Genomic DNA, 26,174 nt, shown 5'->3' on the forward strand with positions numbered 1-26,174 from the left:
CTATACTCTCTTATCTCTACTCTTTTTTTAATTTTCCGGAAACGCCTCGTGGAAATACCCCGCGAACTTCCAGATTTCCTGGATTTCAGAGCCCAAAATCGGATAGGGATCGTAGGTCTTGTTCGTCGAGTTCAAGATTAAAACTTTGCGTTCTGCGAGGTGATTGATGACTTGCTTTAACACGACGCCATCCTCGCGAGTGACCACGATGCAAATTGTCCCGTCTTTGATTTGGGTCCAGTCTTCCACGTATTCGGCGAACACGAGAGAGCCGGGTTGTAGGGGTAACATGGATTCGCCTTTGATGGGGAAAACCCGGTATTTCTTGTCCTTCGGCAGGAATGGAACCTGGAAGGTGGGTAATTCTTGGATGAAACCGATGTCGTCGTAGGAGGCGGTGTATCCTGCCAAAGCCTTCACGGGTACCATCTCGATATTCTCTTCGTTGTTCTGATCGACGGTCGTGGCTAAGATTCGTAGCTTAGGTTTGTTGGATAGTCCGGGGATTCTTGTAGATAAATCCTCCTTCAATAATTCATCTACCTCGACATTAAAAAACTCCGCTAGGGAGATCAAATCCGCATATTTAGGCTCCGCTCTGCCGGACTCATAAGAGCCCAAGGTCGGCTTCTTAATATTCAGTAATTCGGCCAGTTTTTCCTGCGATGTTTTCTCGGACATCTTGCTGCGTAAAAAACGTAAATTCTGACTAAAAAAAGTGCTCATCGGATTTGCTTATTAATATAAAATGAATAAAATTCGTATCTAAAATTTCTTCGTATACTTTTCGAAGTTACGAAAGGTATTCAAAATACCCAAATATCTACCAATTTTATGCAGGAGCGCGCGATTGTGCACATGGATTTAGACAGTTTCTTTGTCTCGGTGGAGCGACTCCGAGATACAAGACTCGTGGGTAAACCCGTCATCGTGGGTGGAGGGTCGGATCGTGGTGTGGTGGCGGCGTGCAGTTATGAGACGCGGGCTTTTGGGGTGCGTTCCGCGATGCCGATGAAGATGGCGCTGAAACTGTGTCCGGATGCGATTGTATTGAGGGGAGATTATGAGGCCTATGTGCAGCATTCGGAGATGGTGACTTCGCTGATTATGGAGCGGGCACCTCTGGTGGAGAAGGCCTCGATTGATGAGTTTTATTTAGATATGACGGGGATGGAGCGTTTCTTTGGCTCTTATGCCTTTGCCCAAGATCTGCGGAATCGGATTCAGAAGGATATTGGATTGACGGTTTCTTTTGGGCTTTCAGTGAATAAGACGGTGTCCAAAGTCGCGACGAATCACGTCAAGCCCGCCGGCGAATACCAGGTGCCAGCCGGTCAGGAGAAAGCCTTTTTAGCACCGATGACGGTGAATAAAATACCGATGATCGGTGCCGTAACGGCCCAAACCCTACGTAACATGGGCATCGTCCACGTAGGAACGCTCAGTCAAATGCCACAAAAGGTGTTAGAGCGAACCTTCGGAAAGTCGGGGACGATGCTTTGGGAAAGAGCCAACGGCATCGACTTACGCCCCGTAGTTCCTTATTCAGAACAGAAATCGCTCTCGAAGGAGATTACCTTCGAGCAGGATAGTACGGATGTGGTTTTATTGCGACGGATTCTAGGTTCGTTGACCGAACAGCTGAGCTACGATCTGCGCAAACTGGGGCAATGTACGTCCTGTATTACGGTGAAGGTACGTTACTCGAATTTTGACACCCATACCCGTCAAATTAGTATTCCCGCTTCCGCCAGTGATCACCGCCTGATTCCGGCGGTTTATGAATTGTTCGAGAAGCTCTATGACCGCAGGCTCTTGATTCGCCTGATAGGAGTTCGCTTCTCTAAACTGTTGCAAGGGCAGGAACAGCTGAACCTGTTTGACGACGGGGCGAAGCTGGTTCCGCTCTACCAGGCGATGGATTCCCTGAAGAACCGCTACGGCGAGTTTTCCATCCTGCGTGCGAGTGGATTGATGGGGAGTGCCGAACGAAGGAATCGACTGCCTGGTGGTACGCAGCAGGCTGTTGTGACCCCTGCTGTTGCGTCGCACGCCGCGTTATCATCCAAAAACGAAGAATAGATGTATTTAAATTGCCATTCCTACTACAGCCTGCGCTATGGTACGCTTTCGCCTGAGCAATTAGTTCAGGAGGCGAAGGCGCGTGGGATTACGTGTTTGGCGTTAACGGACATCCACCGGAGTTCGGGGGTATTCGATTTTGTGCAGGCTTGTGAGGCCGCGGGGATTAAGCCGGTGGTGGGGATGGAGTTCGAGGCGGGGTATGTGTGTTTAGCGAGGAATGAGGCCGGTTTTTTACAGATAAATGATTTTGCGACGAAGTATTTAGTGTCCAAAGAACCCTGGCCAGAGCGTCCTCCCATTTCAGACGATGTGTGGACGATTTATCCTTTAGCGCTGCGGAAGAAGATTAAGACGCTAGCCGGGCCTCGGGAACGTTGGGGGGTGCGGGCGAGTGACCGAAACCTGATTTGGAAAGAAAAAGACCTGCGTGATTTCGTCTGGTGTCAGCCCTTTACGTTTCTCGATCAGCGTGGTTTCTCGATGCATCGCTTATTGCGGGCGATTGATTTGAATACCTTGTTGAGTAAGCTGTCGAAGAAGGAACAGGCGCAGGAGGACGAGCGGCTCTATTCGCCAGCCGAATTGCAGGCTTGTTGTGCGGATCATCCGGAGCTGTTAGCGGAGGCGGATAAGATTTTAGCCGATTGTACCTTTTCTTTTGATTTTAAGCGCCCTAAGAATCGTTCCTTGTTTAGTTCTTCCAAAGAGGACGATTTAGCGCTCCTCACCAAGCTAGCCTACGAGGGCTTGCGTTACCGCTATCCGCGGAGGGATCGGGAGGCGAAGGCGCGGGTGGAAAAGGAGTTGCGGATTATCAATGAGCTGAATTTTAATGCCTATTTCCTGATTACCTGGGACATCATTCGTTATGCGAGATCTAGAGGCTATTTTCATGTGGGGCGTGGCTCTGGCGCGAATTCCATTGTGGCCTATTGCATCGGGATTACGGATGTGGATCCGGTGGAATTAGACCTGTATTTTGAGCGCTTTATCAATGAGCACCGGACGAGTCCGCCGGATTTTGACATTGATTTTTCCTGGGATGAGCGCGACGATATCATCGATTATATCTTTAAGCGCTATGGTTCGAAGCATGTTTGCCTGTTAGCGACCTATGTCACGTTTCGGGATAAATCGATTTACCGGGAGTTAGCGAAGGTTTTTGGCCTTCCCAAAGCCGAGATAGACGCCTGGCTCGATCCCGCTACCGCGATACGCGAAGTGACTTCGGAGATTCAGGCGCTGATCGTGAAATACGGGCAGCTATTGCTCGACTTCCCTAATTACCTGAGCATCCACGCCGGAGGAATCTTGATTTCAGATGCGCCATTAAGTGCGTATACAGCCCTGGAGGGTATGCCTAAAGGCTTTCCCATCTGCCAGTTCGACATGTACGTGGCGGAGGAGATTGGGTTTGCGAAGTTTGATATTTTATCCCAAAGAGGCCTCGGACACATCAAGGAAGCCGTCGACATCATCCGCGCGAACCGCGGTCAAGATGTGGACATTCACCGCGTGCAAGATTTTATGAAGGACGAGGGTGTGCGCAAACAGTTGATGCGCCACGAGACGATGGGCTGTTTCTACATCGAGTCCCCCGCGATGCGTTCGCTTTTAAAGAAGCTCCGCTGCCAGGATTACATCACCCTAGTCGCCGCTTCGTCTATCATTCGCCCCGGTGTATCCTCCTCTGGGATGATGAAGGCCTATATCGAGCGTTTCCATGCCCCAGATTCCTACGAACCCGTGCATCCGCTGATGGGGGAGCTGATGAAGGAAACCTATGGCGTGATGGTCTACCAAGAAGATGTGATCAAAGTGGCGCATTATTTCGCCGGCTTAACCTTAGCGGAGGCCGACGTGCTTCGCCGCGGGATGTCAGGCAAATACCGCTCTAGAGCTGAATTTGATCGAATCAGAGAGGCTTTCTTTGCGAATTGTGCCGAGAAAGGCTATCCTGAAGCCGTTTCGCGAGAGGTGTGGAGGCAGATGGAAAGCTTTTCGGGCTACTCCTTTTCGAAGGCACACTCCGCTTCTTTCGCCGTAGAGAGCTACCAAAGCCTCTATTTGAAAACCTATTACCCGCTCGAATTTATGGTGGCGGTGATCAATAATTTTGGGGGATTCTACCGAACCGAGTTTTATGTCCATGAGGCTCGGCGCTGTGGCGCACAAATAGAGGCGCCGGAGATTAATGAAAGCGAATACCTAACTCGGATTGAAGGCAAGCGTATTTACCTAGGCTGGGTGCATATCAAAGGCCTAGACAAGCGTGTGATTCAAGAAATGTTAGAGGCGCGGAGGCAGTCCGGCCCTTTCCGTTCTTGGGAGGATTTTGCGCACCGCGTGTCCATCGGTCTAGAACAGGCAGTTTTATTAATCCGGATCGGTGCTTTTCGTAATTTAGGGCATGAGAAGAAACCGCTGTTGTGGGAAGCACATGCTCGTTTTCAAGGCAAGGTATCCACGGTGGTAGCGATGGAAATGTTTGAGGACTTATCTCCTGAGATAGGGGTATTGCCCGCTTTAATTCACGACTCGGCGGAGGATGCCTTCGATGAGTGGGAAATACTAGGCTTTCCGCTCTGCTCGCCCTTTTTATTGCTGGAGGAATTACCAGAGACCTTATTGAATGCGGATTTAGTATTGCCCCAAGGTGATATCATCGGCTACCTCGTCACCCTCAAATCTACGCGAACGAAGCAGGGCGAACGTATGTATTTCGGCTATTTCGTGGACCTCCAAGGGGAGTTCTTCGATACGGTCCATTTCCCATCCGACTTAAAAAACTATTCCTTCCGCGGCAGTGGAATTTACTGGATGCAAGGGGTGTCGATGGATGACTTTGGCCATCGTACGCTACGGGTACAACAATTACGTAAATTAGCTTGGAGGGTGGATCCACGGTATGTTTAAAGCATAAAGAAAAAAGCACAAAGAATAATGGTCGTCAAAAAGTCGCCGCAAGCGGCTTAGTCGTCACTTCGTGACTTAGTCCGCAGGAAGACTAAACGACATAGTCGTGACTAAATCGCGAAGCGATGACTAAGACGAAGTCGACTGAGTCCGCAGGACGACTGCCGACTAGTGACTAGCGACTAGTGACTGCGCCGAAGGCGCTTAAACCTTTTTCCCTTAACTTGCGTTATGCTATAAATGAAAATCACATGAAAAAGATGCTAGGATTAGTACTGATGTTTATGAGCCTGCAGGCTTGTGGACAGCAACCCAAACAAACGCCCAACCAAACGATAGCAACTACAGAAACGAAGACGATGGATAATTTGCCTAAAACAGAAGCCGAATGGAAGGCTAAGTTAACAGAAGACGAGTATTATATTTTACGCCAAAAAGGCACAGAAAGACCCTACACAGGTAAATTCTTGATGCATAACGAGAAGGGGATGTATACCTGCAGAGGTTGTGGAGCCCCACTTTTCAGCTCAGATTCGAAGTTCGATTCACATTGCGGCTGGCCTAGTTTTGACAAGGAAGTCAAAGCCGGTGTCATCAAGGAAACTGTCGACAATACCCTTGGCATGCGTCGCGTAGAAATTACGTGTGCAAAATGCGGAGGCCACTTAGGTCACGTCTTCGACGATGGTCCTACAGATACAGGTTTGCGTTATTGCGTGAATTCGGTTTCAATAGGATTTGAAGCCGCGAAAAAGTAGAGCAGAGATAAGAGAGTATAGAGAGGAGATGGTGAAGGTAAGTGGTGAATGGAAAACTCCCTACTCTATAATCTCTACTCTTAATTTCCACAGTCGTCAAAAGGTCGCCGCAAGCGGCTTAGTCGTCACTTCGTGACTTAGTCAAAAACGAATCGAATGACTAGGTCCGTAGGACGACTAAACGACACAGTCGTGACTAAATCGCGAAGCGATGACTAAGACGAAGTCGACTAAGTTGCGAAGCAACGACTTATTGACTAAGTTGCGAAGCAACGACTTATTGACTAAGTTGCGAAGCAACGACTTATTGACTAAGTTGCGTAGCAACGACTATCCCCCATGCACCCACTGATTAACTACTTCTTGACCCTTTCTCCCTTAAGCACTAGCTCAGCAAAGGCCCTAGAAGCTATTTGCCATCCTATAAGTATTGCACGTAATCAACCTCTTCAGGCGATAGGCCAAACTTGTAAAACGCTTTACTTCCTAAAAAAGGGAATGGCGAGAATTTATTATGAAAAAGATGGTTCGGATGTGACGGAGGGCTTTTATGGAGAATTAAGTCTGATTGCACGTGCGGAGAGCTTATTTGCTGGAAAACCTAGTCAGAAGGGAATTCAAGTATTGGAGGATTCGGAGCTTTGGGCCATTGATACGACAAAATTAGCTTCACTCTATGAGGAGCATCGGGATATTGAGCGACTATTCTCAAGATTATTTGAAAAGGCCTATGTAGAAACGATTCAGCGGATAGAAAACTTGCAGTTTCATACGGCAGAGGAGCGTTACCATTTACTAGAAAAAGAGCAACCAGAGGTGTTAAAGCGCGCTCCCTTAAAATACATTGCCTCCTATCTGGGGATCACCCAGGTGAGTTTAAGTCGCATTCGCGCGAAGAAATCCTAATTTAACATTTGTTAAGTAGTCCTAGTGGTCTAATTCTCAACTTTGTTGCGTAACAGCAATAATATGGAGGTCAAATTAGGATTGAAAGAAAACTGGCAACAGTTTAGTTTATTAGTTTTAGTCAACGCATTCGTGGGAGGCATGATCGGTTTAGAAAGATCGATACTGCCTCGTTTGGCTTCAGAGGAATTTCAAATGGCCTCACACACGGCGATTTTCTCGTTTATTGTTGTTTTTGGAATTGTCAAAGCCGTGACCAATTATTTTGCTGGTCATTTTGCGAATGCAGTAGGACGACGTCGATTATTGATTTATGGCTGGTTGTTTGCTATCCCTATTCCCTTTTTGTTGATGTGGGCACCTTCTTGGAATTGGATTATTCTGGCGAATGTCTTACTCGGCATTAACCAAGGGCTCGCTTGGTCCAGCACGGTGACGATGAAAATTGATTTAGTGGGGGATAAGCAGCGTGGTCTCGCGATGGGGATCAACGAATTTGCAGGTTACTTATCGGTGGGTTTAGTGGCTTTATTGACCGCTTGGATAGCGAATGCCTATGGCATTAGACCTTATCCTTTTTATGTCGGTATCGTTTTTGTCGTATTAGGACTCGCTTTGAGTAGTATTTGGGTCAAAGACACTCAGCTTTTTGTGCACAAAGCCGCGGCCGAGAGTTCGGTGCCATTGTTGAAAAATCGATTTTGGGATACCAGTGTTTTACATCGAAACTTGGGAGCTATCACACAAGCTGGATTAGTGAATAATTTGAATGATGGAATGATTTGGGGATTGTTCCCCATACTGCTAGCCGCGAAAGGATTTAGTTTAGCGGATATTGGTCTGATAACTGCTATTTATCCTTTGGTTTGGGGATTAGCTCAGCTAGGAACGGGGCGTTTGTCTGATTTTATATGCCAAAAAGATCTTCTCGTTATTGGCATGCTTCTGCAAGGTGTAGCTATTTTAGGCTTGCTTTGGGCTGAAGCCTTTTTCGTTTATGCGGCCTTATCTTTTGTGTTAGGATTGGGTACGGCTGTCGTTTATCCCACCTTTTTAGCCTCCATTGCTCAAAATACGCATCCCACTGACCGGGCGGCTAGTTTAGGTATTTTTCGTCTTTGGCGGGATTTAGGCTATGCTTTTGGAGCTATTTTGACAGGGATTCTAGCAGACTATTTTGAACTGAATGTCAGTATTATCGTAATTGGGTGCTTGACGGTAGCGTCGGCTGGGGTGTTGAAGGTGAGGATGACTTGTTAAAGAAGGGGCTTTTCTAAATTGTGCTGTGCAATAATTCATTGACCAAGCCACGAAGTGGCGACCTATTGACTAAGACGAAGTCGACTAGGTCCGAAGGACGACTAGCGACTAGCGCAGCGACTTATCTAATTCCTCCTTACCAATCAACCCCACACTCGACCAAGTCTTCACCCCATTTTTGTACATTTCAAGGTAAGGAATGGCCTCGATTTTCTTAGATTTCGCTAATTCTTGGTTTTCATCTACATCGATTTCGATGAGTTCTACTTTCCCATTCTGAGCCTTTACCCAATCCTTTAAAATAGGACTCAATTGCTTGCAGGGGCCACACCAAGTTGCATTATAGTCAATGATGACCATCGGTTTGCCTTTGATTTTTTCAGCGAAACTTGCCTCAGTTAAACCAGCTGAGGCAGGTGTTTTTGATTCGCCAGTTGCGATAGGTAAATTAGCAGACTGCCACGCGAGCATGCCACCTGTTAAATTGACGATGGATTTGAAGCCCATTTCCTTTAGCATTCCGGCAGCAGAGGAGGATCTAGCTCCTGATAAGCAGTAAACATACACTGTTTTGTCTTTTGCTAATTCACCAGCGATTTGTGCGAAAGCAGGTGAACTAACATCTGCATTGATGGCACCTTCAATATGACCATTTTGGAATTCATCGATGGTTCTGACGTCCAAAACCTGCGCTCCCGACTCTCCAGCCATCGCTGTTTGGAATTCTGATGCACTTAGATCTTGTTGTCCTTCTTTTGGCCCACAAGAAAATAAAAGACCTGCGATTAATATAGAATAAAGTACTTTTTTCATTTCGAATGTTGTTTAATAATTCCTTCCAATACGTTCGCTTGAATCACCCCTGACTGGCGCCAAACCGATTTTCCATCCTTAAATAGGATCATCGTGGGCACAGAACGGATTTGAAATTTATCCGCTAAGGTACGATTCTTATCGACATCGATCTTAATGATTTTTGCGGAGTTCCCTATTTTAGCCTTCAATTGCTCTAAAATAGGCTTTAATTGCTTGCATGGGCCACACCATTCAGCTGAGAAATCAACTAAAATTGGTTCTGGCGATTTTAATAATTCTGCGAATTTGCTCATGGTAATACAGTTTTCAGTCGGCAGTTGTCAGTGGAAAGTAGTCGTCCTTTGGACTTAGTCGACTTCGTCTTAGTCGTTGCTTTGCAACTTAGTCGACTTCGTCTTTGTCGTTGCTTTGCAACTTAGTCACTAGAGTCATCGCCGTAGGCGATTCCAACTCTATACTCTATACTCTATACTCTATACTCTATACTCTATACTCTATACTCTATACTCTCTTATCTTTAATCTATTCTTTGTGCTTTATGCTTTAAGAGACGTCCAAGCCCCACCATTGTGCACCTGTTCGAATCCGTTTGCTTTTAGCATTCGTTTAGCCATACCACTACGGCTTCCAGAACGGCAGCATGTGATGATAACCTGATCTTTCTTTAATTTGTTCAAATTGTTACCTAATGTTTGTAATGGTAAGTTGATGGCACCTTTTACGTGTCCGTCCTTGTACTCTGCAGGGGTACGAACATCTATTACCAATGCACCAGAAGCCATTAACTCCTTCATATTTATTTTAGGGCCAAAACCCAATAAATTCTTGATTAATTCGATCATAGTATTTTTGTTTTACTATGCAAAGCTACGTTTGTGTAGTTGTACATCTCGTGATAATAGTCACTTTTCTAAATTTTCCTAGAAAAGAGACTATTGTCACGAATGGTGTTTAAAATGAGTACTAGTTTTGTATCACATTGAATTACTATTATTTTGGTTTAGAGGTAATAAGCGAATAGAGGAGATTTTTTGTTTCCTCTATTTTTAAATTTAAAGTTTCCTAAAAGCAAAAATCATGAATACGGAAATACTCGCTCGAGTTCAATTTGCCTTCACAGTCGCTTTCCATTATATCTATCCTCCACTTAGTATCGGTCTTGGCTTTATTTTAGTCATTATGGAGGGAATGTATTTACGTACAGGACAGGAGGCCTATAAATTAATGACAAAATTTTGGATTAAGATATTTGCCCTCATTTTTGGAATAGGCGTTGCAACGGGTATTGTGATGGAGTTTGAATTTGGGACAAATTGGGCGACCTATTCAAAATATGTAGGAGATATTTTTGGAAGCGCTTTAGCTGCGGAAGGGATTTTTGCCTTTGCACTCGAAAGTGGTTTTTTAGGTGTTTTATTATTTGGTTGGAATCGGGTTAGTCCTGGTGTTCATTATTTCTCCACTATCATGGTTTTTATCGGTTCTATGTTTAGTGCTGTTTGGATTGTCGTGGCTAATAGCTGGCAGCAAACTCCCGCAGGTTATCATATTGTGGGAGAAGGGGTTCATGCTAGAGCTGAAATTACGGATTTTTGGGCCATGGTCTTTAATCCTTCCAGTGTTGAGCGCTTAAGTCACGTGTGGATAGGAGCTTTGTTAGCTGGAGCATTTTTCGTTTTAAGTGTAAACGCGTATTATATTATAAAAAAGAAGCACATTGAAATCGCCCAAAAAGGATTTAAAATCGCGCTAATTGTTGCAATCGCCGCATCTTATCTACAGTTATTTACAGGTCATAAAAGTGCTGACGGGGTAGCTAAAAACCAGCCGGCTAAATTAGCAGCGCTTGAAGGTCATTTCAAGGCGAGTGGACCTGCGGATATGTATTTGCTGGGTTATGTAGATAAGAAAAATCAAGAAACGTATGGGCTTAAAATTCCGGGTGGATTGAGTTTTTTATTGTACCAAAATACAAGTCAGCATGTGACAGGTTTACAAAGTTTTCCTGAAAAAGATCGCCCAAGTCAATTGAATGCCATCTTTCAGTTTTACCACATCATGGTGGCCATTGGAATGCTTTTAATTGCGTTGAGTACATGGGCAGCCTTTCAATGGTATAGAGGACGGCTTTTTGATTCAAAATGGCTCATGTTGAGTTTTATCTGGGCAGGAATTTTACCTCAAATTGCGAATCAAGTGGGTTGGTTTGCTGCAGAAATGGGACGTCAACCTTGGGTAGTTTATGGTTTGTTGAGAACTTCGGACGCTTTTTCTAAGTCAGTACATGCAAATCAGGTACTATTTTCGATCATTTTATTTGGTCTAGTTTATTTAACTCTTTTTGTTTTGTTTATCTATTTATTAAATAAAAAGATTGTTCATGGACCAAGTTTAGACAAAGAATAATATGGAGACTTTTGCAGGAATTGATTATCAAGTTTGGTGGTTTCTCGTTTTTGGAGCTGTTATTTCTGGCTATGCCATACTGGATGGATTCGATTTAGGAGCGGGTGCCTTGCACTTGTTTTTAGAGAAAGAAGAAAGTAGACGAATTGCCTTGAATGCAATTGGGCCTGTTTGGGATGGGAACGAAGTGTGGTTAGTAATCGGTGGGGGTGCTTTATTTGCTGGATTTCCCGTGGCGTATGCAGCTATATTCTCAGCTTTTTACGTTCCCTTTATGATTTTTATCGTGGGTTTGATTTGGCGAGGGGTAGCGATTGAGTTTCGAAGCAAAGAACCGGGTATTTGGTGGCGCAAAATTTGGGATATTATCTATTCTTTTGCTAGCATTACGATTGCCTTATCTTTAGGCCTAATGCTTGGGAATGTGGCTTTAGGCATTCCATTAAATGAATTGCATGAGTATGCCGGGGACGGTTTTGAATTTATTAACCCTTTTAGTCTTTTAGTAGCAGTTTCTACCGTAGCTATTTTCATGATGCATGGGGCCATATTTTTAGCCATGAAAACAGAAAATCGTTTATATGCTAAATTGAGTTTGTTAGCCAGAAGATTTACAATCTTTTTTGTGGTCAGTTTTGGGATTACCTCCATGTATACTCTATTGTATATTCCGCACTTAAGTGATCAATTAAAGCAGAATCCCCTTTTGTTCTTACTACCTCTAGGAATGTTTATAGCTATCGCTAATATCCCTAGACAGATAAAAAGACAACAATTTGGCTACGCGTTTATTAGTTCATCCATTACGATTTCGCTTTTATTAGCTTTGGTTTCATTTGAGGTATTTCCTACTTTATTACGGGCATCCAATGACCCACAATTAAGCTTAACGATTTACAACAGCGCTAGTTCCCTCAAGACGATGAAGACTTTATTATTGATTGCTGCTATTGGTACCCCATTGATTGGAATTTACTCTAGCTTTGTATTCTGGACTTTCAAAGGGAAGGTTGAAATGGATGAAATGAGTTATTAGTGATGAATAAGGATTTAATATTACGAGAAAATCTAGCGATTCAACGGACGATCATGGCGAATCAAACAACTTTGCTGTCCTTTATTCGTACCTCTATGTATTTTTTAGTAGCAGGAATCAGTGTTCAGAATGTTGTTCGATTAGCCCATTTGTCTTGGGTATTTTACTTGTTTTACGCCATTTCTGGTTTTTTATTGGTAGGTGGTCTCTTAAATTATTTTCGTCAAATACGCCTTATTGAAGAGGCCAGAAAAATGGTCGGTCATGCGCAAAAAGCTTATATTTTATAAGGGTTTTTGAGCTTTAAATTGAACTACTTCTGCTTTTCCTTGGTGAAGAGGTCCTTCGTCTAGATCTCGTTGCTTTTCCTCATTTAAAAGGATATTTAATCCAGGGAATTCTTTTTCTAGTTCTTTGGCAGAAAATAACCATTCGCTATTTTTAGGCCCACCAGAGCTTAGTCCTAATTGCTGTTTTGTAAAACCTTCTAAGAGAATGATACCACCAGGTTTTAACCACGATACGCAGCGCGCGTAGAAGGGAATTCTTATCTCTATCGGTAAATGGAAATAAGTTAATGCAATCACATCAAAGGAGTCCAATGGGAATTTAACTAAGGAGGCATCCGCAACATTAAAGTGTAAGCGCGTTTTTTGTACAGTGGCTAAACGTATCGCTTTTGCTTGGCCTTGTTCACTTAAGTCAAAAGCGTGTGTCTCCCAACCTAATTTTGCGGCATATACGGCATCTCTTCCTTCACCTGCTCCTGGAAATAGTATTCTTCCTGGTTTCAAGTGAGCTAATTCTGATGCCATATAGTCATTCGGATTTGTGCCGTATTGGAACTCTTTTTGTTGATATCGTTCATTCCACATTGCTTTCATAAGGATAATTTGTAGTTTAGTAAAAAAAATAAAATGAAAAAAAATCTTCTATTAACCCTGTTTTTGGCTTGCTTCTCTATGGCAGCCTTTGCTCAATCAACTAATCATAAAGTAGTTCTTCAGTTAAATACATCAGACACTCTAGTTTGGCACGGAGCATTAAAAAATATTTCCAATCTTCAAACAGCCTTAGGCGCAACGACTCAAATTGAATTAGTAGCGCATGGTTCAGGTATCGGTTTGTTGCTAGATGGTAAGACAACCCAAAAAGCAAAAATAGCAGAATTAGCTGCTAAGGGCGTACTCTTTAATGCTTGTGAAAATACTATTCGTGAGCGGAAAATAGATCGTTCTACCATTTTGCCACAAGTAGGAACAGTTCCATCGGGAGTCGCCGAAGTCGTTATTAAACAAGAGGCCGGTTGGGCCTACTTAAAGTACTAATTTTGGAAGGCCGCTACGTTTAGCGGCCTTTTTTACATCCTGCCGGGCAGAATTTGGTTCCAATACAAATACGGCAAAAGGTATTTTTTCATTTGAAACATTGACCAACGTTCTTTCGATTGATCGAATGGAAAGGTTTCAACAGGTTGATTAGTATAATCGAATTCAGCTAATACTAATTTGTCATATCCCGTTATAATAGGACACGAGGAGTATCCTGAATAGGACTCTGTTAGTGTTTTGCCTCGCATAGCAGCCAATAAATTACCCACTACAACAGGCGCTTGCTTTCTGACTGCTGCCCCTGTTCGAGAAGTAGGGAGGCTAGAGGCATCACCAGCACCAAAGATATTTTTATACCTCGTATGTTGTAGCGTGTGTTTATCAACGTCTACCCAACCAGCCGCATTGGCTAATGGACTGTTTTTGATAAAATCAGGCGCAGATTGAGGCGGAGTCACATGTAGCATATCAAACTCTATCCAGTAGGATTGATCCTTATTAGCCTCTCCGATACCTATGAATTTGGCTTTTTTATTCGGGCCATCTACTTCGTCTAGTTTGACAAAAAACTGCGTGTGTATGTCATATTTTTGGATGACCTGTTTTAGTGTATTTTCATATTTTTCTACGCCAAAAACTCGAGTTCCTCCACTCCAAAGCTCTACTTGACTTTTTATCTGGTGCTTACGAAAATAATCTGCGGCTAGATACATGATTTTTTGTGGAGCACCACCACACTTAATGGGTGTATGTGGATTCGTAAATAGCGCCTTGCCTCCTTTTGTGTTTTGAATACATTCCCAGGTATAGGGGGCTGTTTCAAAACTATAATTAGAGCAAACACCATTTTTCCCTAATGTCTCTTTTAAGCCCTTAATATCTCCCCAGTTTAATTGAATTCCAGGTGCAACAATTAAGTAATCATACCCTAGTTCGGTTCCATCTGCTAAGGTTAATGTATTTGTTTCAGGTTGAAATTCTTTCACCATTTGTTGTATCCAAGTGGCTCCTTCAGGAATAACAGTTGATTCATCGCGTTCTGTATCTTCGATATTGAATTCTCCTCCACCTACCAGTGTCCAAGCTGGTTGGTAATAGTGTTTCTTTGCTCCATCTATAATGGCAATGTCTAAGGATGAATTCTTGCGTAATAATTGGGCTGCAATCGAAATGCCTGCATTACCTCCGCCTACTATGGTAATCGTGTGATGAGTTTTCATGGTCTTATCTGTTTTCTGATTTGTAATATTAATTGAATTCAAAGGGGTAATTCGTGATTATAGTCACTATAGTCTATCCGTGTTATATGTCACGAAAAGGCTGAAACAGATAGTTAATCTTTGCTAAACATTTAAACAATACTCAAATGAAAAATCAGGTAAAAATTCTCTTGGTCGGTTTAGTACTAGGTTTAGTTAGTTGCGAAAAATCCGGACCTTTAGATTCGGATCAAGCAAACTTGTCAGCAAGTCTTGCGGCTATTCAACAAAAGGTTTCCTCCTTACCTTTGGAGAACTTAGAAGAGGCAGAGAAAGAGCGAATATTATTTATTCGAGAAGAGGAAAAGTTAGCCTATGATGTTTATAATACGATGTTTGACAAATATGGGGTAAACATTTTCCAAAACATTCCCACTAGTGAATTAAGTCACATGGAGGCCATGTTAACGATTATTAAAAAATACAATCTAGTGGATCCGATGGATACAAGTCCTCGTGGGGTATTCAATGATGCGTCTTTGCAGACTCTATACACGAGTTTAGTTACTCAAGGTAATACGAGTGTTTTAGCTGCCTACCAAGTAGGAGCATTGATTGAAGAATTAGATATTCATGATTTAAATAGTTCTCTTGCTTTGACGAATAATCAAGATGTACGTTTTGTATACGACTTTTTGAATAAAGGAAGCCGAAATCATTTACGTTCATTTTATAAAAACATCACGAAAGCGGGAGGTAGTTATACACCCATTCATATTACACAAGCGGAATTCGATGCGATTGTAAATTCGCCTACTGAAAAAATGTAATTTTTAATGATAATAGTGATAAATGTCACGAATTATATAGGTGTATTAGTCTAATTTAGTTTGACCAAAAAACTATATCGAATGAAAACACCCTATCAAATTGTCATTATTGGCGGAGGAAATGCAGGTATTTCCGTTGCAGCCAAATTATTATTTAAAGATAAATCGCTACAAATTGCGTTAGTAGATCCCGCTGATAAACATTATTATCAGCCTGCTTGGACACTCGTAGGTGGTGGGGCTTTTAATATTCAAGACACGGAGCGCGATGAGGCGTCTGTTATACCTAAAGGAGTTCAGTGGATAAAGGAGCGTGTGGCTTCCTTTAGTCCTGAAAGTAACGAGATTAATTTAGCGAATGGAGATTCCATCGGGTATGAATATTTAGTGGTAGCTGCCGGAATTCAATTGAATTGGGGCGAAGTCAAAGGTTTACAAGAAACATTAGGACAGAATGGAGTATGTTCGAACTACAGCTTCGCTCATGCACCTTATACTTTCGAATGTATTTCTAATCTCAAGGGTGGCAAAGCCATTTTCCACAATCCACATACACCAGTCAAGTGTGGGGGTGCACCACATAAAATCATGTATTTAGCTGCAGATTATTTCCGCAAACACGGAGTATTATCTAAGGTCGGAATCGAATACTGGAGTGGAGCGGCTAAGCTATTTGCCGTGCCTAAATATGAAAAAACACTATTAGAGGTTTGCAAAAGAGGGAACATCCAGTTGAATTTCATGCAAAAATTAGTAGAGGTGGACGGACCAGGTAAGAAAGCTAAGTTTGTGGGGATAGGTGAGGGGAATAAGGAGGTGGAAACGTGGGTAAATTTTGATATGATCCATGTGACACCTCCACAAGGGCCACCTACTTTTATTAAAGAAAGTTCGCTAGCGAATGCCGGTGGTTGGGTCGATGTGGACAAACATACCTTGCAGCACGTACGATTTGCGAACATATTCTCCTTAGGGGATTCTTCAGGTCTACCTACGAGTAAAACAGGTGCAGCCATTCGTAAGCAAGCTCCTGTTGTGGTAGAAAATATCTTATCCATGATACAAGGTCAATCCTTGTCGGGACATTATACTGGATATACGAGTTGTCCATTGGTAACAGGGTATGGGAAATTAGTATTAGCTGAGTTTGATTATAATAATGAACCAATGGAAACATTTCCTTTTGATCAAAGCAAGGAGCGTTGGTCTATGTATGCATTAAAAAGATATGTATTACCTTGGTTATATTGGGCAAAAATATTAACAGGTAAAGCGTAAAAATAAATGGATTAGGTGATGAAAGTCACGCTAATCCATTTTTTAATTTCAGTAATTCGAGACTTAAATTTTTACTATGTCTACAAATACGAACGAGAGTAGTTTATTGAAAAGCTTTTTATATAGTCTGCTGATTGTTTTGCTGGGTATATTTGCTTATTTGAGCTATAATTTAGCTGCTGGAGATAAATCATCCTCCACTGACTCGACTCAAGTATATACAGAGCCAGATTCTAATTTTACCCATGTATGGACCGCACCATCTGACTGGCGGATGATGTATTTAGCTCCTGAGCAAAAAGAGTTAGTATTATATGGGAAAGAATTAATCGCTCATACGTCCAATTATTTAGGTCCAAAAGGTTCCGTGAAGTCGATTTCAAATGGAATGAATTGCCAAAACTGCCATCTAAATGCCGGCACGCAGCCTTGGGGAAATAATTACTTCGCTGTTCAGAGTACTTATCCGAAGTTTAGAGCTCGTTCAGGCGCGGTGGAAGATCAAGTAAAACGGGTAAATGATTGTTTTGAACGTAGCTTAAATGGTCAAGCGTTAGCCGCTGAAAGTAAAGAAATGCGCGCCATTTTAGCTTATATTAACTGGCTAGGAACGGATGTGGCCAAAGGTAAATCTCCTAAAGGTTCTGGAATTTTTAAATTGAAAGGGTTGAAAAGAGCTATTGATCCCGCGAAAGGAGCAGAAGTATACGCCGCTAAGTGTCAATCTTGTCATCAAGCAGATGGTGGTGGCGTATTAGCAGAAGGTGGGAAGTCTTATACCTATCCACCGCTTTGGGGAGCTCATAGCTATAATCATGGGGCGGGACTTTACCGGATGTCGAACTTTGCAGGCTATGTAAAATACAATATGCCTTTAGGAGCGACCTATGAAAAGCCACAATTAAGTGACGAAGAGGCATGGGATCTAGCAGCTTATGTGAATTCGATGCCTAGACCGGCAAAAGATTTATCTAAAGATTGGCCAGATATTTCTGGTAAGCCATTTGACCATCCATTTGGTCCATATGTGGATCCTTTTCCTGAAGCCCAACATAAATATGGTCCATATAAACCCATCAAAGAATGGATCAAGAAACACAAGAAATCAAAAAGCTAAACGATGAATTCGAGAAGAAAATTTTTACAAGGTGGTTTATTGACAAGTGTAGCTGCTTTAGCACCCATTGCGGGTTCTGAGGCAAAGTCTATTCCTATAGTTTCGAGCCCAGGAAAACCAGGAACCGGTCAAATTACCATTTTGCAAACAACGGATGTGCATTGTCAATTGCATGCGCATGATGAGCTGTTTTGGGAAAAGGATGAACTTGTTTTCCGCAAAGCGGGTGGCTATGCACACATGGCTACAGCTTTAGATCGCATGAAGCAGGCAAATCCGGAGAATACGATTACTCTTGATACAGGAGATATGTTCCAGGGTTCTATGCTTTCTGTGAAGACGACAGGACAAGCATTCGTCCCTTTACTAAACGCTATGAATTATGATTTATACCTGCCAGGAAACTGGGAGGTTGTTTATTATAAAAAGAATATGCAGAAATTAATGGGAGGTCTATTAGCGCCCAAAATTTGTGCAAACATGTACCACGATTTAGGGGATGGGAAAAAGGGCGAGTTAATCTTTCAACCCTATCAAATCATGCACCGATTAGGCGTTAAGATTGGTTTCTTAGGTTATACGGATCCATTGGTGCCTTTAAGACAATCTCCTTTGTACAGTAAGGGGATTATTTATACCAAACCAGAGGAAAACCTGAGAGAATATGTCACGCTTTTGCGCGAACAAGAGCAATGCGACTTTGTGATTATTTTATCTCACTTAGGTTTATCTCAGCAAATTGCTTTAGGAAATAACCCGGATTGCCAAGGTGTGGATTATATTTTTGGGGCTGATACCCATGAGCGCGTTCGCAAGCCCATTCAAGCAGAATATACGAAGATTGTTGAACCAGGTGCTTTCGGTTCATTTATTGGTAAATTAGATATTCAGGTTAAAGACGGCAAGGTAAAGGGATCAACCTACGAATTAGTAGAGGTGGATCCTGTTAAATATCCTGCCAAAAAGGAGATTTTAAGTTTAGTTCAGGAATTGGAAGGGCCTTTTAAGTCAGAAATTGATAAAGTATTAGGATATAGTACACTTCCTTTGTACCGTAATTTTGTAGTAGAGAATACGATTGATACACTCATTGTAGATGCCTTGAAATGGAAGGTGAACGCCGATGTGGTTCTATCTAACGGATTCCGTTTCTGCCCACCACGCGTGCCTGGGAAGGATGGTAAAGTGGCCATTACGGAAGGTTACCTATATGATATGTTACCGGTAGATTCAACCATACGTACAGCAAAGGCAACAGGTCAACAAATCATGAATTGGTTGGAGAAGGAATTACAGAACGTTTTTGCACAAGATGCATCCTTGCGGTTTGGTGGTTGGTTTATTCGTTTCAAAGGCATGCAAGTAGAGTTTAAAGCATTTGAGCGAGTAGGTCATCGGGTTCAAAAAGTGATTATCGGAGGTGCTCCTTTGGAATTAGAGAAATCTTATGTACTATGTGCCTGTGAGCGCGATGGAGACCCAGAAGATATGCTTTGCCGTATGAAAGGGGTAAAAGAGGCAAAGAATACGGCCTACACACTTCATAGTATGATGAAAGAGTATTTAGCTAAATTCTCCCCAGTGGCGCCTGTATTACGTCATGATGCGAAGATTTTAGATGGCCCGCAGACCTTATTAAGTCAGGTAACTGGGGTGGATTATACATTTAGATAGGAGAGTAGAGAGTAGAGATTGGGTGTCGATGGGTTCGGCATCCTTTTTTTATGCGGTTAGGTTTAGGCCAAAAAAAAGCTAGCATTCAGATTGCGCTGATGCTAGCTTTAATTTACTATAAACTCTATAATCTCCTAATGCGGCAATTGATCTCTAAACTTGCCATACACCCAAGTTCCTGCTGTCGCACTTAAGATAACCACAAGGATTACGAGCGCACCTGAACCCACTTGTGCAAATAATGGACCTGGACAAGCTCCAGTCATAGCCCAGCCTAATCCAAAGATTAATCCTCCGATTATTTGTCCTTTATTGAACTTTTTATCAGTAAAGGTGATCTCTTCTCCATGAATTGTTTTGACTTTGAATTTTTTGATAATGAAAACGGAGATAGCTCCAACGACTACTGCTGTTCCGATGACACCATACATGTGAAAGCTTTGCAAGCGGAACATTTCTTGAATTCTAAACCAAGAAATAATCTCAGCCTTAATAAATACAATACCAAAAATCACGCCTACAACGGCATATTTGAAATTATACCACCAAGGATGAACAATTTCAGACTCGTTCACACACATGGTGTCTAAGGAACGTACTTCGAAATCAGCTGGATTTGAGTGTTCTGTTTTTTTATTTTCCATGGCTATTATAAGTTTAAAATGAAGGGTAATAGGTAATTGGCCATAATAAATCCACCAATCATAAAGCAGATTGTGGCAATTAGGGATGGCAATTGAAGGTCTGAAAGTCCCATGATAGCATGTCCTGAAGTACATCCGCCTGCGTAACGGGCACCGAAACCTACTAAGAAACCTCCACCGATCATCATGACAAGTCCTCGCACAGTCAATAAGTTTTCGAATGAAAATAATTCAGCAGGAACCATGCCTGAGAAATCAGAAATACCATAAGTAGCTAATTCTTTTGCTAAATCTGGATGAACAATTACCGCTTCATCAGATCCTAAGTAAAGTGTAGAAATGACACCCCCCACTAAAATTCCACCTACGAAAAAGAAGTTCCATAGTTCTTTTTTCCAATCATAGGTAAAGAAGGGAATATTACTTGGCATACAAGCCGCGCAAGCATGGCGCAAATTCGCAGATATACCAAAATGTTTGTTGCCTAATATTAGTAAGGCTGGGACGATGAGTCCGATAATAATTCCTGCCGTATACCAAGGCCAGGGTTGGGTGATTGTTTCCATCATGGTGTTAAGTGTATTTAATTGTTAGTAAATAGTCGACTTCGTCTTAGTCGTTGCTTCGCAGCTTAGTCGACTTCGTCTTAGTCGTTGCTTCGCAACTTAGTCGCTGGAGTCATCGCCGTAGGCGATTCCAACTTTGTACTTTGTTCTTTGTTCTTTGTTCTTTGTACTTTGTACTTTGTTCTTTGTTCTTTGTACTTTGAAATCTTTTATCGTTCCACTTACAAAGTAACCTAAAACCCCAAAATAAACCACGCTATTTAGTGGTTTACTTGTGATAGGGCAGGTTCCTGTGCTACAACCTATTTCTTTCCAGTAGATATATCCGGCTAAAGCGCCGATAACTCCGCCTAAGATTTGCCAAAATTTACTTTGAATGAATTTCTTCATATTCAATTTCGTCTGAATTAGTTGATTTAGATTCATTGCGAGGAACGCCACATCCTTGTGGGCCACAACCCATGTTGAACAAGGCCATTCCTATGAGAACAGTTCCCATTATTCCAATTAAAACGTCGGAAGAGCGAATGGCTTCAAAAAGCGCATATCCACCTACAAGTAGGCGAATAATGCGCATGAAACCCCAATTTTGAGTTAAGTTAGCTAGCATATTAGTTTTGGTAAATTAACATGTCATGTAAGCCACCCCCGTTGTAAACTTCAGATAATCCGGCTTGCTTCAATAGGTTCATCGCCATTCCTGAGCGGTTACCACTTCTGCAATACACCACGATAGGTCCTCGCATTGCTTTGAATTCATCTAATTTAACAGGTACGATACCTAATGGAATATTGATAGCTCCTTCATAATGTCCGCTGGCAAATTCACCTGTTTCGCGAACATCGACTACGGTTGTAGCCGGATTGTTTAATAATTCTTCCATTTTACAATAAAGTTGATGGACAAACGTAGTCCGTGATTTTAAATTTCTCTGATTCTTTGATCGCTTTGAAACCACCATTCACGTCGATTAAATTATCATATCCACGTGCACGAAGTGTTGAATTAAAGATCATTGAACGGTAACCGCCTGCACAGTGTACAAAGTAAGTCTTGTCCTTGTTGATTTTTAACATGCTTTCGTTGATGAAGTCCAATGGTGCATTTTCAGCCTCTACAATGTGCTCGCTTAAATATTCTGAATTTTTACGCACGTCGATGATTTCACCTTCACCTGCTTCGAAACGAGCAAACATTTCTTCCGGGCTGATCGAAGTGATCGTGTCCAATTCCATGTTAGCCGCTTTCCAAGCAGCAATGCCACCTTTTAAGTAACCAATGGTGAAGTCATAACCTACACGCGCTAAACGAGTAATTACTTCTTCTTCACGACCTTCATCTGTTACTAACAAGATTTCTTGCTTGATATCTGGAATCATTGCGCCTACCCATGGAGCGAATGAACCATCAATTCCGATGTTGATGGAATTTGGAATAAATCCAGCTGCAAAAGTTTGTGGATCACGAGTATCTAAAACTAAGGCACCTGTCTCGTTTGCTGCTACTTCAAATGCTGCTGGAGTTAAGGCATGCTGTCCGCGCTCCATCACCTTATCGATCGAATCATATCCTTGGATATTCATCAATACGTTTAAAGGGAAGTAGGCTGGAGGAGCAACTAAACCTGTTAATACCTCCTTCTTAAATGCTTCTCTTGTTAGAGCTGGGTTTAACGCGTAGTTTGTTTTCTTCTGATTACCTAAAGTGTCAGTCGTTTCCTTACTCATGTTTTTGCCACAGGCAGATCCTGCACCGTGTGCTGGATATACGATGATATCGTCAGCTAAAGGCATAATCTTGTTACGTAAAGAATCGAACAAATGACCTGCTAAAATATCCTCAGTTAAATCTGCTTTTACTTTTTGTGCTAAATCAGGACGGCCTACATCACCGATGAATAAGGTGTCACCTGAGAATAAACTCGTTTCTTTTCCAGTTTCATCGATCAATAAAAAACAAGTTGATTCCATTGTGTGACCTGGTGTGTGGATAACACGGATCGTTGCGTTACCTAATTTAAATTCTTGACCGTCTGTAGCTGAAATACAATCGAATGCACAAGCAGCATTAGGACCGTAAACGATAGGAGCACCTGTTTTTGAAGATAAATCAATGTGTCCTGAAACGAAATCCGCATGGAAGTGTGTTTCGAATACATATTTGATTTTTGCACCATTACGTTCTGCTTTCTCGATGTAAGGCTGAACCTCGCGAAGTGGATCGATGATTGCGGCTTCTCCATTGTTTTCGATGTAATAAGCACCTTGTGCTAAACATCCTGTGTAAATTTGTTCTACTTTCATTTGGATAATTATTATGTTGTGAATGTTTTATTAATTTTTATTTCATTGGGAAAGCTAATTGCTGTACTAAGATGTAAACTCCCATCACTAATACGAACCAGCCAAAACCTACTTTTAATTTATTTCCGTCTACTTTTTTACTAATAATATCACCAAAGAATATACCTACAATCGCTAGACCTGTTACGGTTAATAATAAGTTCCAATCGATAATATGATGACCTAAATCGCCCGTAAATCCAATTAACGACTTAGCAGCGATGATTAACAAGGAAGTTCCTACCGCTTGCTTCATAGATAATTTTGAAAGCATCACTAAAGCGGGTATGATTAAGAATCCACCTCCAGCGCCTACTAAGCCTGTTAATGTACCCACCACAGCTCCTTCTAAAAGGATCATTGGGTAGTTGAACACTTGTTCTTCCTCTACATATGTGCCTAATTTCTCTTTTTCACATTGTTCACATTTTCCACGAATCATAGAAATGGAGGCTGCTACCATTAAGATGGCGAATAAAACCATCATTAAAATCGATTTGGTTACCACGAAGTCACCTAAAGTAAATACTTCGGAAGGAATTAATGGAACAATGAATTTTCGTGTGGCGTACACCGCTGCGATGGATGGGATTCCAAAAATGATCGCCGTTTTTATATTAATTAACCCTTGTTTGTATTTAGGAAAGGCTCCCACTAAGGAGGATGCTCCTACAATAAATAAAGAGTACGCTGTTGCTAAGATTGGATTAACTCCGAAAAGGTATACAAGAACGGGTACTGTTAAAATGGATCCACCCCCTCCTATAAGTCCTAGTGAAATTCCGATTAGTAAAGAAGCAAAATAGCCAATGATTTCCATGTGTGTTTTTTGTTGTTTTGATAGTACAAATGTCAGGGAATAATTAGAGCTTATTCGTGATTTTTATCACAAGGCTCTTTTTTTATTTGGGCTAAAAATGAAAGTTTAAAACCACGTTATAATTGCTCATATCCACCTTATTCATGATATATTTCTCATTTCCGTAGGTCTCACCTTGATTGTATTTGTGGACGTATAAACCTTGAATCTCTAATCCTTCTAAAAATCCTTCGAATTCATAATTGAGTTCCAGGTTCAATTGGTTATAACTAGGTAGACCATATTTATTTAATGCGACCTGCTTCACATCGGGTAATTGGAATACGCCATACGCTACAGATGCTTTTAATGGTCCATTGTGGGGATGGTAATTTACCTTTCCTACGAATGCATGAAGATCTCCAAAACCCTCATTTCGCTCTCTGGGCATAAAAGTGTAAAAAGGATCTCTTCCCCATTCTCTTGGCATTAAATACCGGCCTTCACCCGTAATTCGCGTGTAATTTAGTGACGTTTTCCACTGGTTGTTTTCCCATCCTAGCTTTGTGCTAAATACACGGGACATTTGAGAGGGGTCAAAATAAGTCTTGGATGGGTCTTCATTTCCTCCATGATTGATGGCATGTTGTTCAGTATACTGAAGGCCTGCCACCCAATTTCCTTGTTTAGTGTCCCATTGACATTGGGAGGTATTGAAAACATTTTCAACCAATACATTCCATAATTTCAGGGAATGGCCTTTGGGTAAAGAATGTGTGTACCCTAGTAAATATAAGCCTTTTGATTCGATGTTCTGCGCATAATTTCCTTTAGATCCATCTACATTAGTCCCATTCGGATAGATACCGATTGATTCGCCGATTCCATACCAATCTACCGTACCTCGTGGGGATAATTCATATAAATATCCGCCCTCTAGTTTATTCTTTTTACCTGGGAAGATTTCACCATACAATCCACCTACTTCTGTGGGCCGCATACGTCCATCTTGTAAGTTGATGAAAGGAGTATTGATTAATTGTTTGCCAGCTGTTAAATGAGATTTACCAAAATTGTATTTTAAGTATAATTCCTCTAGTCGATCTAAATCATGTTTGTTTTCGGGATTTTCGATGTCAAACAAAGAAGCTTCATAACGATTGATAGCATTCGTATAAGGATCTACTTTGGACATATCAGAAGAGGCAGTATTATAAATAAAATAACCGCCTACACCCATTTGGAAACCTTTGTATGATCCCGTTTCGTAAAATAATCCTCCACCAGCTGCATGAGCATAAGAATCAGTTAAATGTCCCTGATTTTCTGTCGCCATGAAAAAGTAACGTAGGTTTCCGTGCACTTTTCCATGTTTAAAGGCAAATAAAAGGGAAGTGGAGTCCTCTGCTACACTTTTCTTCCCTTTCCAAAGATGAGGGGCTACATGCACCTCTTGGTGCTGAGCAAGTAGGAGGCTAGGGATAAATAAACTGATTAAGAGTAGTAAACGAATTTGCATAAGGCTGTTTTTATTGATTAACAGCTGCAAAATTCTGCTTAATTTACCGTCCTTGTCGTGATTTATATCACAAGCCTCTTAAATCCACAATCTCAATCTGATTCTTATTGATGTTGATATAACCTTTCTCCGCTAATTTCTTCATTAAACGCGAAATAACCTCTCTGGAGGAGTTCAGTTCTTGTGCGATATCTGTAAAGGAGGCCTTCAAGATGTTCGTTTTAAGGCTCTTTTGGTGTTGTTTTAAGTACCAAAGCAAGCGCTCATCTAGATTTCTAAAAGCGATTTGATCTAAGGTGTCTAGTAATTCTTCGAAACGGGAACGGTAAGTTTCTAGCACAAATTGGTACCAAGACTTGTATTTCGCCGCCCATTCGTCCATCAATTCGATGGGAATAGCGATGACCTCGGTGTCGACAAGGGCTTTGGCCATAATCTGAGATGATAATTGTCTCGCGGCACAGGTCATGGAAATGGCACAAGCCTCTCCCGGGTGTAAATTATACATAAATACCTCGTTGCCTTCATCGTCTTCGCGGAAAACCTTAACGATTCCCTTCGTGACCAAGACTGCAGATCGAATGGATTGACCTGTTTTCATCAGATATTCGTCCGTTTTGAATTTGCGTACGACACCTGCTTGTTGAATTTTCTTAGTTAATTCAGGTTCAAATTGTTTAAATAATTCCAT

General features: G+C 41.9%; 28 protein-coding genes. 13 read left to right on the plus strand and 15 right to left on the minus strand.

Translation table 11 applies throughout. The features are described 5' to 3' along the window. Positions 1-27: 27 nt before the first annotated feature. Positions 28-726, minus strand: coding sequence for an XRE family transcriptional regulator (locus V7S74_RS00220; RefSeq protein ID WP_395617167.1), 699 nt, complete (start codon positions 724-726; stop codon positions 28-30). 108 nt (positions 727-834) lie between these two features. Here V7S74_RS00220 and dinB point away from each other — a divergent pair, with 108 nt between their 5' ends. From dinB to V7S74_RS00245, 5 genes are all read left to right on the plus strand, one after another. After that, positions 835-2,082: a DNA polymerase IV gene (gene dinB / locus V7S74_RS00225; protein WP_406776762.1), complete on the plus strand. Its 1,248-nt coding sequence runs from the start codon at positions 835-837 to the stop codon at positions 2,080-2,082. Beyond that, a complete protein-coding gene (locus V7S74_RS00230; protein ID WP_406776763.1) occupies positions 2,083-5,001 on the plus strand; it encodes a DNA polymerase III subunit alpha in 2,919 nt (972 codons plus the stop codon). Positions 5,002-5,252: 251 nt separating this feature from the next. Further along, positions 5,253-5,759 (plus strand): peptide-methionine (R)-S-oxide reductase MsrB, encoded by a 507-nt coding sequence (gene msrB / locus V7S74_RS00235; protein ID WP_406776764.1) that lies wholly within the window; start codon positions 5,253-5,255, stop codon positions 5,757-5,759. Between the two features lie 339 nt (positions 5,760-6,098). Then, positions 6,099-6,665 (plus strand): Crp/Fnr family transcriptional regulator, encoded by a 567-nt coding sequence (locus V7S74_RS00240; RefSeq protein ID WP_406776765.1) that lies wholly within the window; start codon positions 6,099-6,101, stop codon positions 6,663-6,665. 63 nt (positions 6,666-6,728) lie between these two features. Further along, entirely contained in the window at positions 6,729-7,925 is a 1,197-nt protein-coding gene (locus tag V7S74_RS00245; protein WP_406776766.1) for an MFS transporter, read from the plus strand. A 108-nt stretch (positions 7,926-8,033) separates the two neighbouring features. Here the strand turns inward: V7S74_RS00245 and V7S74_RS00250 are convergent, their stop codons facing one another. The 3 genes from V7S74_RS00250 to V7S74_RS00260 form a co-directional block, all read right to left on the minus strand. Then, entirely contained in the window at positions 8,034-8,738 is a 705-nt protein-coding gene (locus V7S74_RS00250) for a thioredoxin domain-containing protein (RefSeq protein WP_406776767.1), read from the minus strand. Further along, entirely contained in the window at positions 8,735-9,034 is a 300-nt protein-coding gene (gene trxA, locus V7S74_RS00255; RefSeq protein ID WP_406776768.1) for a thioredoxin, read from the minus strand. Before trxA ends, V7S74_RS00250 begins: the two co-directional genes overlap by 4 nt. A 243-nt stretch (positions 9,035-9,277) precedes the next feature. Next, positions 9,278-9,583 carry a rhodanese-like domain-containing protein gene (locus V7S74_RS00260; RefSeq protein WP_406776769.1) on the minus strand — a complete coding sequence of 102 codons (306 nt, stop codon included), beginning with the start codon at positions 9,581-9,583 and terminating at the stop codon, positions 9,278-9,280. A gap of 235 nt (positions 9,584-9,818) precedes the next feature. Here V7S74_RS00260 and V7S74_RS00265 point away from each other — a divergent pair, with 235 nt between their 5' ends. The 3 genes from V7S74_RS00265 to V7S74_RS00275 are packed head-to-tail and all read left to right on the plus strand — an operon-like array spanning position 9,819 to position 12,473. Next, positions 9,819-11,147, plus strand: coding sequence for a cytochrome ubiquinol oxidase subunit I (locus V7S74_RS00265; RefSeq protein WP_406776770.1), 1,329 nt, complete (start codon positions 9,819-9,821; stop codon positions 11,145-11,147). A 1-nt stretch (position 11,148) separates the two neighbouring features. Continuing rightward, a complete protein-coding gene (cydB, locus tag V7S74_RS00270) occupies positions 11,149-12,183 on the plus strand; it encodes a cytochrome d ubiquinol oxidase subunit II (protein WP_406776771.1) in 1,035 nt (344 codons plus the stop codon). A gap of 2 nt (positions 12,184-12,185) precedes the next feature. After that, a complete protein-coding gene (locus V7S74_RS00275) occupies positions 12,186-12,473 on the plus strand; it encodes a DUF202 domain-containing protein (protein ID WP_406776772.1) in 288 nt (95 codons plus the stop codon). Here the strand turns inward: V7S74_RS00275 and V7S74_RS00280 are convergent. Next, positions 12,468-13,067 (minus strand): class I SAM-dependent methyltransferase, encoded by a 600-nt coding sequence (locus tag V7S74_RS00280; RefSeq protein WP_406776773.1) that lies wholly within the window; start codon positions 13,065-13,067, stop codon positions 12,468-12,470. The two genes, V7S74_RS00275 and V7S74_RS00280, sit on opposite strands and share 6 nt — an antisense overlap. 33 nt (positions 13,068-13,100) lie before the next feature. Between V7S74_RS00280 and V7S74_RS00285 the strand changes: the two genes are divergently transcribed. Further along, a complete protein-coding gene (locus V7S74_RS00285) occupies positions 13,101-13,511 on the plus strand; it encodes a DsrE family protein (RefSeq protein WP_406776774.1) in 411 nt (136 codons plus the stop codon). A gap of 32 nt (positions 13,512-13,543) precedes the next feature. Here the strand turns inward: V7S74_RS00285 and V7S74_RS00290 are convergent, their stop codons facing one another. After that, the gene (locus V7S74_RS00290; RefSeq protein ID WP_406776775.1) at positions 13,544-14,734 is read right to left on the minus strand and encodes an NAD(P)/FAD-dependent oxidoreductase; all 1,191 of its coding nucleotides are present in this window, start codon (positions 14,732-14,734) and stop codon (positions 13,544-13,546) included. A gap of 146 nt (positions 14,735-14,880) precedes the next feature. Between V7S74_RS00290 and V7S74_RS00295 the strand changes: the two genes are divergently transcribed. From V7S74_RS00295 to V7S74_RS00310, 4 genes are all read left to right on the plus strand, one after another. Further along, positions 14,881-15,543 (plus strand): DUF2202 domain-containing protein, encoded by a 663-nt coding sequence (locus V7S74_RS00295; protein ID WP_406776776.1) that lies wholly within the window; start codon positions 14,881-14,883, stop codon positions 15,541-15,543. Positions 15,544-15,624: 81 nt separating this feature from the next. Next, positions 15,625-16,821, plus strand: a complete 1,197-nt coding sequence (locus V7S74_RS00300; RefSeq protein ID WP_406776777.1) for an NAD(P)/FAD-dependent oxidoreductase — start codon at positions 15,625-15,627, stop codon at positions 16,819-16,821. Between the two features lie 76 nt (positions 16,822-16,897). After that, complete coding sequence (locus tag V7S74_RS00305) at positions 16,898-17,938, plus strand: c-type cytochrome (RefSeq protein ID WP_406776778.1); 1,041 nt, start codon at positions 16,898-16,900, stop codon at positions 17,936-17,938. Positions 17,939-17,941: 3 nt separating this feature from the next. Further along, complete coding sequence (locus V7S74_RS00310) at positions 17,942-19,612, plus strand: bifunctional metallophosphatase/5'-nucleotidase (protein ID WP_406776779.1); 1,671 nt, start codon at positions 17,942-17,944, stop codon at positions 19,610-19,612. Positions 19,613-19,746: 134 nt separating this feature from the next. Here the strand turns inward: V7S74_RS00310 and V7S74_RS00315 are convergent, their stop codons facing one another. The 9 genes from V7S74_RS00315 to V7S74_RS00355 all read right to left on the minus strand — a co-directional run bounded on the left by V7S74_RS00315 (position 19,747) and on the right by V7S74_RS00355 (position 26,174). After that, positions 19,747-20,193 (minus strand): DUF6691 family protein, encoded by a 447-nt coding sequence (locus V7S74_RS00315; protein ID WP_406777687.1) that lies wholly within the window; start codon positions 20,191-20,193, stop codon positions 19,747-19,749. A 68-nt stretch (positions 20,194-20,261) separates the two neighbouring features. Further along, positions 20,262-20,825 (minus strand): YeeE/YedE family protein, encoded by a 564-nt coding sequence (locus V7S74_RS00320; RefSeq protein WP_406776780.1) that lies wholly within the window; start codon positions 20,823-20,825, stop codon positions 20,262-20,264. A 96-nt stretch (positions 20,826-20,921) separates the two neighbouring features. Then, positions 20,922-21,212, minus strand: coding sequence for a DUF6132 family protein (locus V7S74_RS00325; RefSeq protein WP_406776781.1), 291 nt, complete (start codon positions 21,210-21,212; stop codon positions 20,922-20,924). Next, a complete protein-coding gene (locus V7S74_RS00330; RefSeq protein WP_406776782.1) occupies positions 21,190-21,432 on the minus strand; it encodes a hypothetical protein in 243 nt (80 codons plus the stop codon). The genes V7S74_RS00325 and V7S74_RS00330 overlap by 23 nt, the downstream gene beginning before the upstream one ends. 1 nt (position 21,433) lies before the next feature. Continuing rightward, positions 21,434-21,706, minus strand: a complete 273-nt coding sequence (locus tag V7S74_RS00335; RefSeq protein ID WP_406776783.1) for a rhodanese-like domain-containing protein — start codon at positions 21,704-21,706, stop codon at positions 21,434-21,436. 1 nt (position 21,707) lies between these two features. Then, on the minus strand, positions 21,708-23,126 hold the full coding sequence (locus tag V7S74_RS00340) for an MBL fold metallo-hydrolase (RefSeq protein ID WP_406776784.1): 1,419 nt from the start codon (positions 23,124-23,126) through the stop codon (positions 21,708-21,710). 37 nt (positions 23,127-23,163) lie between these two features. After that, on the minus strand, positions 23,164-23,985 hold the full coding sequence (locus tag V7S74_RS00345; protein ID WP_406776785.1) for a sulfite exporter TauE/SafE family protein: 822 nt from the start codon (positions 23,983-23,985) through the stop codon (positions 23,164-23,166). Positions 23,986-24,076: 91 nt separating this feature from the next. After that, the gene (locus V7S74_RS00350; RefSeq protein ID WP_406776786.1) at positions 24,077-25,483 is read right to left on the minus strand and encodes an OprD family outer membrane porin; all 1,407 of its coding nucleotides are present in this window, start codon (positions 25,481-25,483) and stop codon (positions 24,077-24,079) included. Between the two features lie 67 nt (positions 25,484-25,550). Continuing rightward, positions 25,551-26,174, minus strand: a complete 624-nt coding sequence (locus tag V7S74_RS00355) for a Crp/Fnr family transcriptional regulator (protein WP_406776787.1) — start codon at positions 26,172-26,174, stop codon at positions 25,551-25,553.

The organism is Aquirufa novilacunae (assembly GCF_045310505.1).
GTDB lineage: Bacteria > Bacteroidota > Bacteroidia > Cytophagales > Spirosomataceae > Aquirufa > Aquirufa novilacunae.